The organism is Arthrobacter sp. BG3 (assembly GCF_056680185.1).
Genome location: NZ_CM155270.1, coordinates 1,413,367 through 1,426,775 on the forward strand (window position 1 = coordinate 1,413,367; position 13,409 = coordinate 1,426,775).

General features: G+C 67.3%; 9 protein-coding genes and 1 rRNA gene. 3 read left to right on the top strand and 7 right to left on the bottom strand.

The genetic code is table 11. The annotated features are described in order from the left end of the window. Positions 1–75 precede the first annotated feature (75 nt). Entirely contained in the window at positions 76–1,494 is a 1,419-nt protein-coding gene (locus AC1MFL_RS06205; protein WP_479815344.1) for a DUF4032 domain-containing protein, read from the top strand. Positions 1,495–1,572: 78 nt separating this feature from the next. On the opposite strand, the gene AC1MFL_RS06210 is transcribed toward AC1MFL_RS06205, so the two are convergent. The 5 genes from AC1MFL_RS06210 to AC1MFL_RS06230 form a co-directional block, all read right to left on the bottom strand. Next, positions 1,573–2,940: an FAD-binding oxidoreductase gene (locus tag AC1MFL_RS06210; RefSeq protein ID WP_479814059.1), complete on the bottom strand. Its 1,368-nt coding sequence runs from the start codon at positions 2,938–2,940 to the stop codon at positions 1,573–1,575. A gap of 58 nt (positions 2,941–2,998) precedes the next feature. Beyond that, complete coding sequence (locus tag AC1MFL_RS06215) at positions 2,999–5,137, bottom strand: glycoside hydrolase family 13 protein (protein ID WP_479814061.1); 2,139 nt, start codon at positions 5,135–5,137, stop codon at positions 2,999–3,001. Between the two features lie 2 nt (positions 5,138–5,139). Beyond that, positions 5,140–6,108, bottom strand: coding sequence for a sugar ABC transporter permease (locus tag AC1MFL_RS06220; protein ID WP_479814063.1), 969 nt, complete (start codon positions 6,106–6,108; stop codon positions 5,140–5,142). Then, positions 6,105–7,757: an ABC transporter permease subunit gene (locus AC1MFL_RS06225; protein WP_479814065.1), complete on the bottom strand. Its 1,653-nt coding sequence runs from the start codon at positions 7,755–7,757 to the stop codon at positions 6,105–6,107. Before AC1MFL_RS06225 ends, AC1MFL_RS06220 begins: the two co-directional genes overlap by 4 nt. A 121-nt stretch (positions 7,758–7,878) precedes the next feature. After that, positions 7,879–9,183, bottom strand: coding sequence for a sugar ABC transporter substrate-binding protein (locus tag AC1MFL_RS06230; protein WP_479814067.1), 1,305 nt, complete (start codon positions 9,181–9,183; stop codon positions 7,879–7,881). A 338-nt stretch (positions 9,184–9,521) separates the two neighbouring features. Here AC1MFL_RS06230 and AC1MFL_RS06235 point away from each other — a divergent pair, with 338 nt between their 5' ends. Both AC1MFL_RS06235 and AC1MFL_RS06240 read left to right on the top strand, forming a co-directional pair. Next, complete coding sequence (locus AC1MFL_RS06235; RefSeq protein ID WP_479814068.1) at positions 9,522–11,288, top strand: glycoside hydrolase family 13 protein; 1,767 nt, start codon at positions 9,522–9,524, stop codon at positions 11,286–11,288. Between the two features lie 17 nt (positions 11,289–11,305). Continuing rightward, entirely contained in the window at positions 11,306–12,337 is a 1,032-nt protein-coding gene (locus AC1MFL_RS06240) for a LacI family DNA-binding transcriptional regulator (protein WP_479814070.1), read from the top strand. A 123-nt stretch (positions 12,338–12,460) separates the two neighbouring features. On the opposite strand, the gene AC1MFL_RS06245 is transcribed toward AC1MFL_RS06240, so the two are convergent. Beyond that, a complete protein-coding gene (locus AC1MFL_RS06245; RefSeq protein WP_479815346.1) occupies positions 12,461–12,958 on the bottom strand; it encodes an SRPBCC domain-containing protein in 498 nt (165 codons plus the stop codon). A 168-nt stretch (positions 12,959–13,126) separates the two neighbouring features. Further along, positions 13,127–13,243: ribosomal RNA gene (rrf, locus tag AC1MFL_RS06250) — 5S ribosomal RNA — on the bottom strand. Positions 13,244–13,409: the final 166 nt, after the last annotated feature.

Genomic DNA, 13,409 nt, shown 5'->3' on the forward strand with positions numbered 1-13,409 from the left:
TTCCCTGGCGGCATCCTTTCGTTAGGGCCGCCAGCCTTAGTACGGAAGAATTGGTTCATGACCGAGGAAAACCCCATGATCGAGGACAACAGTGCCCGGTGGCACGACGAACCGACCGACTACGGTCAAATCGGCAAGCTGCCCCGGTTCGAAGCCGCCAGCGCTAACGACAGCAAGGGCTCTGTGGCCTCGAGCTCGCTGAGCATCACCGCCGCCGCCACCGAGCCGGAACTCCTGGACCTGCCGTGGCATATTGCCCTTGAGGACTGGCCGGCGGAAAACCTCGCCGCGCTCCCCCGCGGCATCTCCCGCCACATTGTGCGCTTTGCCCACCTCGGCGGCTCCGTCATCGCCATCAAGGAAACCTCGGAACACGTCGCCCGCCACGAGTACCACATGCTCCGCAAACTCGCCCGGCTGGACGTCCCCTGCGTGGAACCGGTCGCCGTCATCACCGGGCGCACCACGCCCGACGGCCGGCCGCTGAACCCCGTGCTGGTCACCCGGCACCTGAAGTTCTCCATGCCGTACCGCGCCCTTTTCTCCCAGATGCTGCGCAAGGACACGCTCACCCGGCTGATCGATGCCCAGGCCCTGCTGCTGGTCCGCCTGCACCTGATCGGGTTCTACTGGGGCGACGTCTCGCTGTCCAACACGCTCTTCCGCCGCGACGCAGGCGCATTCGCCGCCTACCTCGTGGACGCGGAGACCGGCGAATTGTACCCGGACCTCTCCACCGGACAGCGCGAATACGATCTGGAGATCGCCCGCGTCAACATTGCCGGTGAACTCATGGACCTGCTTGACGGCGGCCTCATCGAGGAAAAAGTGGACCCTGTGGCCACCAGCGAGCTCATCATGGACAGCTACCGGCGCCTCTGGACCGAGCTGACCGAGAAGGAATCGTTCGAGATCGGTGAGCGCTGGCGGGTGGCCGCCCGCATCCGGAAGCTCAACGAGCTGGGGTTCGACGTCGAGGAATACGCCATCAAGACAACGCAGAACGGTTCCACCATCCAGCTCCAGCCCAAGGTGGTCGACGCCGGGCACCACCAGCGCCGGCTGCTGCGCCTGACCGGCCTGGACGCCCAGGAAAACCAGGCCCGCAGGCTGCTGAACGACATGGACTCTTTCCGGGCGGACAACCACCCCGGGATGAATGAGGAATACAGCGCCCACCTGTGGGTCAGCCAGATCTTCGAACCGATTGTCCGTTCCATCCCCCGCGACCTGTCGGGGAAGCTGGAGCCGGCGGAGGTCGTGCACGAGATCCTGGAGCACCGCTGGTACATGTCCGAGAAGGAGAACCGGCACATCCCGCTGGCCGAGGCGGTGCAGTCCTACATCGACTCCGAGCTCCGCCACCGCCGCGACGAGGCAGCCATCATGCTCAACCCGGACACCGAGCTGCTCAAGATCCTCGAGGTGGAGACCGAGGAGTCCCGCTACGGCGCAGAAGAGTCCGCCGACGAATACCCGGATTCCGACGACTAGGCTTCCGACGACTAGGCTTCCGACGACCAGGCTTCCGACTGGCCAGGTCCGCGGACACCGGGTGGTGGCACAGCCGGGCTAAATAGCCTTGCCGGGGTTCAGGATGCCGGCCGGGTCGAAGAGCTCCTTGATCCGGCGCTGCAGTTCGCGCACGGGTTCCTTCTGTTCCAGCCCGAGCCAGCGCAGCTTGTACTGGCCGATCCCGTGCTCCCCCGTGATGGTGCCGCCGATCGCCAGGGCCACAGTGATGGAGTCGTCCAGCGCGGCTTCGAGGCGCGCCATGGCGTCCGCGGCCACGGTCTTGTCCACCCGGTCCACCCAGAACGTGGGGTGGAGGTTGCCGTCCCCGGCGTGCGCCACTACCTTGAGCTTGACCCGGTGCGTTGCCGCCATGGCCTCCAGGGCCTCCACATAATCGACCAGCCGGGAGCGGGGAACGGCGACGTCCTCGCCCACGCGGTATTCGTCGTCGACCTCCACCCCGCGGCTGTTGCGCCGCAGCTCCACCAGCTGTTCGGCTTCCGCGCTGGCTTCCATGGTCACCACCGCGCCGCCGGCCACGAGGACGGGCCGGATCACCGCTGCCTCCGCCGCGGCGCCGAAGCCATCGGTCTGGATCAGCAGCAGGGACCGCCCCCTGGAGGCCAGGTCCGAGCCGTGGATCTCGTCGAGCTGGGCGAGGGTGCCGCTGTCGAGCAGTTCCATGATGGCCGGCTGCACGCGCGCCTTTCCCACGGCGAGGACGCCCGCCGCGGCGCTGTGGAAGTCCGGGTAGAAGGCGGCGATCGTGTGCACGTCCTGGGGGAGGTATTTGAGCCGGACGGTGATCCCGACGACGATCCCCAACGTCCCCTCGGAGCCGACGAACAGCCCGGTGAGGTCGTAGCCGGCGACGCCCTTGAACGTCTGGTGGCCGGTGTGGATGAGCGAGCCGTCCGCCAGCACAACGTCGAGCGCCAGCACCGAGTCGCGGGTCACCCCGTACTTGGCGCAGCGCAGGCCGCCGGCATTGGTGGCCACGTTGCCGCCGATCGTTGACATCTTGAAGCTCGCCGGGTCGGGGGCGTACATGAGTCCGTGGACTGCAGCTGCTGCATTGAGATCCGCGTTGATGACCCCGGCTTCGACGGCGGCGGTCTCGTCATCGGGATTGAGGTCCAGGATGCGGTTCATCCGTTCCAGGCTCAGCACGACGCAGTCCTTGCTCGCGTGCGCACCACCGGACACGCCGGTCCCGGCTCCGCGTGCCACCAGCGGCACCCCGTGGGCGGCGCAGGCGCGGACGGCGGCCTGGACGTCTTCGACAGATTCAGCCAGAACTACGGCCTGCGGCAGCTGGAAGTCCAACACCGGCGCCTGGTCCACGGCATAGAGGGTCAGCGTGGGGGCGTCCAGTGCGACTTTCGCCCGGCCCAGGGCAGAGGTGAGCTCGTCAATGATGCTCATGCGGTCTCCAGTTCGTCGAATCCGGCCTTCAGTCTAAGGCGCGGCTGCCCCTGGCGGGCTAAGGCGGAGTGGTGCCCGGCAGCATGGCACCTGGCAGCACCCAGACAGCGGCCGCGGCGCCGCGGGTGCAGATCAGGGCGCCTGGGGCCGCGCCATCCGCCCTGATCTGCCCATCGGCGAGGTCACCCGCCCTGATCTGCCCGTTAGCGAGGTGACCTGGACTGACGTGGGCCCTGATCTGCCCGGTGCGGAACGCCGGCTCCCCTGCAAGGGCCAGCCGCTGGGAGTCGGCGAGTGTCCCCGGCGCCAGTTGTACATCCGCGGCGGCCCGGGCCACGACGACGAGAACGCAGCTACCGGCCGTTTCCCGCACAAACGCGAGGGCGTCCCCCTCCGCGTGCAGCCAGCGGATTCCGCCGCCGGTCAGCGCAGGCTGGCCCCGGCGCAGCGCAGCAAGCGCGGCGTAGTCACCCCTTAGGTCCTCAAGGACCCGTCCCGGATCGTGCCACGGCATCGGCGTGCGCGAGGCTTCCCCGTTGTGCCCCTTGAGCCCGAATTCGTCGCCTGCGAACACCACCGGGACGCCGGGCAGCGTGAACATCAGGACTGCCCCGAGCCGCTGGCCGCCGTCGATCATCACAGTCGCTGCCCGCGCGGTGTCGTGGCTGTTCAGCGCGTTCATGTTCTGTTGCCGGACGTCCCAGCTGAACGCGGCCGCCAGGTCCAGGTGGGTGGCCAGGAAGTCCTCGGCGCCGGTGCGGTTGGGCCCGGGCAACGGGGTGCCGAAGAAATTGACGTGCGGGGCGTCGCCGGCGAGCCAGGACCACAGCGGCCGGGTGAAGTTGGAGTACGTCATGGCGCCGTGCCAGTGTTCACCGCTGAAGTCCGGGGCGGCGTCGTTGGTCGCCTCGGCCAGCAGCGCCGCCTCCGGGTTGATCTCCCGGACCCGGCCGGCGATCAGCCGGGCCACGTCCTGGTTGAGGTCCGTGGCGCCGAGCCTTCCGGTCATGTTGCCGACGTCGATCCGCCAGCCGTCGAGGCTAAAGGGAGGCCTGAGCCAGCGGGCCACGGGCGAGTCGTCGGCCAGCACGAACCGCTCCTTGAGACCCTGCGAGGACCAGTTGAATTTGGGCAGCGAGGCGACCCCGTACCAGGCCTCGTACCCGGTGTGGTCGTCATTGAAGAAGTAGTAGCCCGCTTCCGCCGAATCGGCGTCGGCGAGGGCGCGCCGGAACCATTCGTGGGCGTCGCCGGAGTGGTTGGCGGTGAGGTCGCCCATCACCTTCAGACCGCGGGCGTGGGCGGCCTCCACCAGTTCCACGAGGGCCAGGTCCCCGCCGAGGAGGGGATCCACGGACGCAAACGTTGCGGCGTCATAGCGGTGGTTGGACCGCGCCGGGAAGAAGGGCGTCAGGTAGATCACGTCAGCGCCAAGCTGCTGGATGTGGTCAAGCCGTTCGGTGATGCCGCCGAGGTCACCGCCGTAAAACTGGTAGGGGGTCTGCGGGCCCGAGCCGTCCACCGGGGTGTCGTCCCAGCTGCACGGTACTGCCCAGTCGGGTGCGACGGGGTTGAGCGCCGCCGCGGTGGACAGGCGTTCTTCAGCAGCGGCGGAACGGGCAAAGCGGTCGGGAAAGATCTGGTACATCGTGCCTGACCGGAGCCATGCCGGTGCTGCCGGGAACGTGGTCAGGCGAAAGTCCGCGTAGTCGGAGACGTCCCGGCTGAACAGACCCTGCGCGTTCAGGCTCCAGTACCGGAGCTCGCCAGCCGCACCGCTCCCTGCGCCGGCCCCGTCGGACCCACCCGTGCTGTCCGCACCGCCGGGTACACCGCCGTCGGGCTCCGTCTGCACAACCGGGGCTTCCAGCAGGAATCGATACCGGGCCACCGGATTGGTGACCGCCATGGGCGCCTCCCACCAGGCCCAGCCGTCGGCCTCTCCGAGGCACGTGCCGGGCTGGTAGCGGGGCTCGCCGTCGTGGATCGAGCGGAGCCAGACCCGGGTGGCACGTCCCCAGGCGGCCGGCACCCGGACCCGCAGCACGGCCTCGTCCCCGAGCGCGGGGTGCTGCGGAGCGTGCAGGCCCGAGCCGTCGTGGTGCGGCAACGGCCCCGCGAAACCGATCCCGCCTGAGCCCAGCCTGCCTGAACCGTGCCCGCTTGAGCCACGTGCCGCCGTGCCCTGAACGGTCATGCCTAGCCCTTCACTGAGCCCTGGGTGAGGCCGCTGACGATGTAGCGCTGCAGAAACAGGAACAGCGCCATCACCGGCACCGCCGCCAGCACGGCACCGGCGGCGAAGACGCCCCAGTTCTCGGACCTCTGCTGTGCGACGAAGGAGTAAAGACCGACGGCGAGCGTCTGGCTGTCCGGATCCGTGAGCACGACGCTGGCGATCACGAATTCGCCGGAGATGCCGATGAAGGACAGCAGGCCCACGACCGCCAGGATCGGGGTGACGAGGCGCATGATGATGCCGAAGAAGATCTGGGAGTGGCTGGCGCCGTCGATCTTGGCTGCCTCGTCGAGGGACTGTGGGACGGTGTTGAAGAAGCCGTACATCAGGTAGGTGTTCACGCCCAGTGCGCCGCCGAGATACACCATGATGAGGCCCAGCTGGCTGCCGAGGCCGAGCGCCGGGATGACCTCGGAGATGCCGCTGAGCAGCAGGAAGATGGCGACGACGGCGAGCAGCTGCGGGAACATCTGCAGCAGCAGCAGGCTCAGCAGGCCGATCCGGCGGCCCTTGAACCGCATCCGGGAGAACGCGTACGCCGCCAGGGCGCCGAGGAAGACTGTCGCCGCCGACGTCACGACGCCCACCACCATGGTGTTCACAAACCAGCGGGCGTAGGGCCGGGCGGGGTTGTTGAACAGTTCGGTGAAGTTCCCGAAGTCGATCCGGCTGAACAGTGCGTTGGAGCCCACCAGCGTGCCGGTGGAGTTGAACGCCGCGGAGAGCACGTAGAGCAGCGGGAAGATCGCGAAGATGGTCACCGCGATGCCGACGAGGTGCCGCCAGCCCTTGTCCCTGAACCAGACGCCGAAGGGGCGCCGGCGCTGCAGCGCCTTGAGCTGTTCGACGTCGGTGGTGCTTCCTGTTGCGGTGTCCCCGGCGCCGGCCGGAGCCGCTGTGTTGACGGTACCTGCTGCTGAACCGTTCATGAGTTCACGTCCTCGAGTGCCTTGGTCTGCTTGAAGCTGATGGCCGAAACAGTGGCCACGATGATGAAGATGATGATGGCCAGGGCGCTGGCGAGGCCGTAGTCACGCCCCGTCCCCTGCCCGAACGCCACCTTGTAGACCAGGGTGATCAGGATGTCCGTCGCCCCGATGTCCCGATCCGTGTCCGCGAAGCGCGGGCCACCGCCGGTGAGCATGAAGATCACGTTGAAGTTGTTGAAGTTGAAGGCGAAAGAGGAGATCAGCAGCGGCGCAATCGAAACCAGCAGCAGGGGAAGCTTGATGGAACGAAAGACCCGCCACGGGCCTGCACCGTCCATCCGGGCGGCCTCGTCGAGCTCGGTCGGCAGCGACTGCAGGGCACCGGTGCAGACCAGGAACATGTACGGGAACCCGAGCCACAGGTTGACCACAAGCACGCTGACCTTGGCCAGGACCGGGTCCGTGAGCCAGCCGATGGTGGCACCGCCCAGCAGGGTCTGGTTGAGCCAGCCGAACTGCGGGTTGAGGATGCCGGACCAGACCAGTCCGGACAAGAACGCCGGGAAGGCGTAGGGAAGGATCATCAGGATCCGGTACACCTTCTTGCCGCGAAGGTCCTCGCGGTTGAACGTGATGGCCAGGAACAGGCCCATGGCGAAGGTCAGCGCAACGGAGGCGACGGCGAAGGTGAAGGTCCAGAGGATGACACCCAGCAGCGGACCGCGCAGGCTGGGATCGGTGAAGGCGCGGACGAAATTGTCCATGCCGACGTCGATTTTCCACCCGGTGGTGAGGGTCTCGCCGTTTCCTGCCGCGAAGGCACCCTTGCCGTTGTCCCGGTAGACAGCGCCGGTGTCGGTGTCGGTGAAGGTGTCTGCCGCGGCGTCGTAGGTCAGGGCCGGCTTGAACTGGTAGGCGTTGCTGCCGTCTGCGGTGCGCAACGTCCCGTCGGCCGGGTCCGCGGAAACCGGCACCGTGATGGCCAGGATGCTCTGCTGGTTCGCGACGATCTCCTGGAAGTTCAGCGTCCGGTAACCGTCCACGGCGTTGGCTTTGCCGGTGGAGTCCTTGCCGGCACCGGAGACTTCCTCCAGGGGCGCCTGCGTGTTCCCGATCGAGACCTTGCCCTGCGGATCGGTGAACAGCAGGTAGAAGGAGTTGTCCTTGGCAAGGACGGCGGCCTTGTAGGCAGGTGAATCGGGGACGCGTTTCTGCGCGGTGAGCTGGATGGCGGCGATCGCGTCATCCTTGGTGCTGTTGTGCCCGTCGCCGTAGTTGGTGAAGGCGATGTAGCCGCTGAACAGGACCACGAAGACCTGGAAGACCAGCAGGAACAGCACGCCGGGAGCGAGGTACTTCGCGGGAAGACCGCCCTTGCGCAGGTAGATCCAGTTGATCACCAGCACGACGGCGGAGGAGACTGCCAGGGCACCCCACGACTCGCTGAGGAAAAGCATCATCAGGACGTAGATGGCCAGCGCGTCCACGAGGCCCAGCAGCACGATCTTGGCAACGGTGCCCTTGGTGGTGTCCGCGCCGAAGCGGCGGCGCCCCTTGCCCGGGCCGCCTGGCCGTCCGGCGGGGCCGGAGCCGTCGGGGTCCGTTGCTGAGGCCGCGCCGGCGGCCTGGCGGAGTTCGGTATCTGTCATGGCTACAGTCCTTGGGGGCAGCTCGTGGTGGTGCAGGAACGGTCCGGGCGGCATCGCTGCCGCCCGGACCGGTGCTTACCGGCTCGTGTCCGTCCGGGAACGTCCGGAACCGGCGCGGGGACTACCCCGCGATTTTTGCCTTGATGCTGGCGGCCATCTTGGCCCAGTCGGCGGCCGGGTCGCCCTGGCCCTTGATCAGGGCAAGCTCCGTGGCTCCCCAGTCAGCCCAGACGGCGCTCATTTCCGGGATTGCCGGCATCGGGACGCCGGTGGCGCCGATCTTGCCGAAGGCTGCCACGATGGGATCGCTGGCGGCCTTCTCGAAGGATGCCTTCAGTGCCGGCGGGCGGCCTCCGGCCTTGTACATCGAGTCCTGGGCGTCCTCGGAGGTGAGGTAGTTGGTCACGAACTCGTTGGTGGCCAGCGCGTTGGCGCTCTTGGCGCTGATGAAGAAACCGTTGACGCCGATGAACGGCTGGGCCGGCTTGTCACCGGTGGTCGGCAGCGCGTCCACAGCGAACTTGATGCCTTTCTTCTGCACGTCCGGCAAGTTCCACGGACCCGTCAGGAAGTACGGGGACTCCCCGGCCAGGAACTTCTCCTTGGCAATGTCACCGGTGATGTTGGAGTTGATGATCTTGTCGCCGGCATCGCCCCAGGCGGCCAGCTTCTTGGCGAACTCAACACCCGCGGCGTCGCCGATCAGGAGCTGCTTGGGATCGTAGCCGCCGTCGGCAGCCAGGCCGAAGACCTGCGAGCCCATGGAGGCCTGCAGCGGGTACAGGTGGTACGGGTCGCCCTGCTTGGGATCCATGCCGACCAGGAACGGGAACTTGGCCTTGCCGTCGGCGACAGCCTTCTTGCCGTTCGTGATGACCTCGTCAAAGGTCTTGGCGGACGCGGGCACCAGGTCGGTGTTGCGCAGCAGCGCGATGTTCTCAATCGCGTACGGGACGCCGTAGACGGAACCGTTGAAGGTCATGGCCTTCACGGCGGAGTCCTGGAAGCCGGACTTCTTGTCGCCGAGTTCAACCGGGGCAATGACGCCGTTCTGGACGAACTTGCCCACCCAGTCGTGCGGGCCGACGATCAGGTCCGGGCCTTTGCCCGTGGGGACCTGGGTGATGAAGTCGTCGCGGACTGCGGCGAAGTCCTTGACCACGAGCTTCACTTCGATGCCGGTGTCAGCCTGGAACTTGGCGGTGATGTCCTTCAGCGCGGGTGAGCGCTCGGCATCAACCCACATGGTGATCGTGCTGGCCCCGGCCGACTTCAGGTCGGGCTTGGCCGTGGCCGTGGCGGTGGCCGGTGCCGTGGCGGCGGCGCCGCCGCAGGCGCTCAGTGCCAGCGCGGCAACTACGGAGATTGCACCGACCGAGAAAACCCGGCGGCTGGTCCCGGTGGTGAGGGTGTTCTGCACCTTCATTGGTGTCCCTTTCATAATGTCCTGCATCCATGCTGAAGGCCCTGTCGGAAAACTCCGGTGAGGAGTCCAGGGCCGGGTGGCATCATCGGTGATGTGGCTCACAACTGCAAGCGCTTCCAAAGTACACGGTGACTATGACTTTGGAAAGTCACACTACTGGCGAGTAACACCCGCGGTCGAATCAGCCCCACCAGCCCGCCTCCACAGGATGAAGCCGCACTTCAGTGCCCTGGCAGGGCACGGCAGTAGGGATTATCCAGACGCTGGCAAAAACGACGCACTGAATTCATGTCTGGAAGCGTTTTCATTTGCGGGGGTTCAGCCTTACGATTGCCGGCATGTCCGTTGATTCAGCACTCATCGCCCCCGCCGAACTGGCCGGGCCCCTGACCAGCCCCCTGACGCCGGTCCACGCCGCAGACCACCTCCCCGGCTGGTGGCGCTCGGCCGTGATCTACCAGGTGTACCCGCGCTCGTTCCGGGACCTGAACGGGGACGGCGTGGGCGACCTCGCCGGGATCACTGCGGAACTGCCGAAGCTGGCCGAACTGGACATCGACGCCGTCTGGCTCTCGCCGTTCTACCGCTCACCGCAGCGCGACGCCGGCTACGACGTCAGCGACTACTGCGACGTCGATCCCCTCTTTGGCACGCTGGCGGACTTCGACGCCATGATGGCCGAGGCCACGCGGCTGGGCCTGCGGATGATCGTTGACCTCGTCCCCAACCACTGCTCGGACCAACACGTCGCCTTCCGGGCAGCCCTGGCCGCGCCCGCCGGCAGCCCGGAACGGGACATGTTCATTTTCCGCGACGGCCGCGGGCAGTTCGGTGAGGAGCCGCCGAACAACTGGCAGTCCCACTTCGGCGGGCCGGCGTGGACGCGGATCACGGAACCGGACGGCACACCGGGCCAGTGGTACCTGCACCTTTTCGACACCTCCCAGCCGGACTTCAACTGGGACAACGACGCCGTGCACGAGGAATTCGAGCGGGTCCTGCGCTTCTGGCTGGAGCGCGGCGTCTCCGGCTTCCGGGTGGACGTCGCCCATGCCCTGGTCAAGGCCCCGGGCCTGCCGGAGTGGGGCGGCCGCGCCGACGGCAACAGCTGCGACGGCTACCCCGGCCATGACGCACCGATGTTCGGCCAGCCGGCCCTGCACGACATCTACCGCAAGTGGCGGCGGATCCTGGCCGAGTTCGGTCCGGACCGCATCCTCTGCGCAGAAGCGAACGTGGATCCGCTCCCCCGCCTGGCCGACTGGGTCCGGCCGGACGAAATGCATCAGGCCTTCAACTTCCCGTACCTGCACGCCGGCCTGGACGTCCACCGCATGCGCGGCGTCATCACCGAATCCCTGGCCGCCCTGGACTCTGTCGGCGCCCCCACCACCTGGGTGCTCTCCAACCACGATGTGGTCCGGCACGCCACCCGGTTCGGATACGACGGCCACGCACCGCGCGACGGCGACGGGATCGGCAGCTTCGATCCCCAGCCGAACGAGGCCCTCGGCCGCTCCCGGGCCGCGGCCGCTTCCATGTTCATGCTTGGCCTGCCCGGCGGCGCCTACCTCTACCAGGGTGAAGAGCTGGGGCTGCCCGACGGGATCGACATCCCGGACCAGCAGCGCCAGGACCCCACCTTCGCCCGCACCGGCGGCGAACGCTTGGGCCGTGACGGCTGCCGCGTGCCGCTGCCGTGGCGCGCCGCGGAACTTCATGCAGGATTCGGCGACGGCGCCGCCCCCTGGCTTCCGCAACCGGCAAGCTTCGTGGAACTGGCACGTGATGCCCAGGCCGCCTCGCCGTCGTCGCACCTCAACCTCTACCGGCGCATGCTCGCCGCCCGCCGCGAACTCGGGCTCGGCCAGGGGTCGCTCGCCTGGGCCGAGGAATGGTGCACGGACAGCTGCCTTGCGTACCTGAACGGGACCACCCTGATCCTGCTCAATGCGGGGCAGGACGCCATCGACCTGCCGGCCGGCCGGGTGCTGCTGCGCAGCTCCCAGGATCCCGCCGGGGAAGGACTCGAGTCATCTGGACCGGGCGGCTCCGGGCATCCGTTAGGCTCAGGGGAAACTGTTTGGCTGGAAATCTACATCTAGGACGCGGAGAGCTAAGAATGCCCGGCATCAAGGACGTCGCTGAGCGCGCTGGCCTCTCCATAGCCACCGTTTCGCGGGCCTTGAGCGGCAAAGGGAATGTCTCAACCCGCAGCCGGGAACGTGCGCAGGCGGCCGCGGCCGAACTCGGGTTCGTTCTGTCCTACCACGCATCCAGCCTGGCCTCCGGACGGAACCACAACGTCGGCCTCGTGGTTCCGTCCGTGCACCGCTGGTTCTTCTCCTCGGTGGTGGAGGGGGTCTCGGCCACCCTGCTGGACGCGGGGTACGACCTCACGCTCTACAACGTCAGCGAGGGACAGGAACGCCGGCACAGCGTCCTGAACGACTTCCTGCTGCGCAAGCGGGTGGATGCGGTGATTGCGGTCTCGCTGGAGCTCAGCGAGGCCGAAATCCAGCAGCTGCTCGCGATCCACCGGCCGATCGTCGGGATCGGCGGACCGCTGCCCGGGGCTTCGACCATCCGCATCGACGATTCGGGGATCGCGCAGGCCGCGGCCCGCCACCTGATCCAGCTCGGCCACAGCAAAATCGCCCATATGACCGGTGACGCCGCCTACGAGAAGGATTTCCGGCTGCCGGGAACCCGCCAGGGCGGATTCAAGAAAGCCATGAAGGACGCCGGACTGGCGGTCCGTCCGGATTGGCAGGTCTCCGCCGACTTCACCATTCAAGGCGCCTACGCCAGCGCCCGGCAGCTGCTGGGCGGCTCCGTGGAACGCCCGACGGCTGTCTTCGCGGCATCCGACGAGATGGCGATCGGCACGATTCTCGCCGCCCGCGACTTTGGCCTCCGGGTGCCTTACGACCTCTCCGTGATCGGCATTGACGGCCACGAACTGGGCGAGGTCTTCGGGCTCACGACGATCGACCAGGACGCCCGCGGCCAGGGTGCACTGGCGGTCCGCCGCCTGTTGGCCGGACTCGACGGAGTCGGCGACCCCGGGGCGGCCGACACCGAGTTCCCGACCCGCTTCGTCATCCGTTCCAGCACCGCCGTACCTCCCGTGGACTCAGTACCGCTCCGCTAGGCGCAGACGTTCCCACCGCTGACGCCCGCCTGCGGACCGCGGCGCGCCGCCACGCGGCCGTGCAGGCGTGCAGGCGTGCAGGCGTGCAGGCGTGCAGGCGTGCAGGCGTGCAGGCGAGCAGGGTCAGCCTGCGGTCCCCATGAAGCGCACGAAGCGGTCCAGTACCTCCGGCCAGCCGGCAGCGTATTCCGCCCGCGTGGCGGCAGGATCCTCGGCGCCTTCCCATCCGCTGTGGACAAGGCGCAGTTCCGTGCCGCCCTCGACGGCCCGCAACGCGACGCGAAGCTCCGTCGACCACACGGCCGACGATCCGGGGTGCCAGCTGGCGTGGAAGGACAACGGGGGCTGCCAGTCGTCAATGGACCCCCAGATGGCCGTCCGGCCGTCGTCCGCACTCTCCAGGATCAGATGCTCTTCGAATTCAACATAGGAGCCGGCCCCGAAGACGCTGTGCTCCTCGAGCGGCCACCAAAGGTGGGTGTGTTCGGTGAAACCGACAAAGGCGCGGGCGACGGCACCCGGAACGACAACGGTGTAGACGAGGGGGTCCAGACCGTCTGCCGCAGCCGGCTCCGGTGTCTCGGGAGCGTCAGAGGCAGCGTGGCTGAAGAGATTGTCCATGGTCATCAACTCTACCTGCGGCCCGGGGCCCCCCGCTTCCGGCGGCGTTGCGTCGCCGGAATGCCCGGGATCTGCGGGGTCTAAAAGACGGCCCTGCCGGGTTCGAAACAGGTGTTAAATGCGGGAGAGCCCCAACCTGTGGTTGGGGCTCTCGACCGTTTAATGATGTTCCGGCGGTGACCTACTCTCCCACACCCTCCCGGGTGCAGTACCATCGGCGCTGTGGGTCTTAGCTTCCGGGTTCGGAATGGGACCGGGCGTTTCCCCCACGCTATGACCGCCGTAACCCTTGCTCCGACACCCCCGCGGGGGGGGGTGTGGAAATCTGGTGTTACAACTGTGGTGTTGTTATGTTGTTGTGGTTTTGTTCCCTGGAACAAACACGCTGGTGGCGGGTTTGTTGTTTGGGAACCACATAGTGGACGCAAGCAGTCTTGTTTCTTTTTACCAC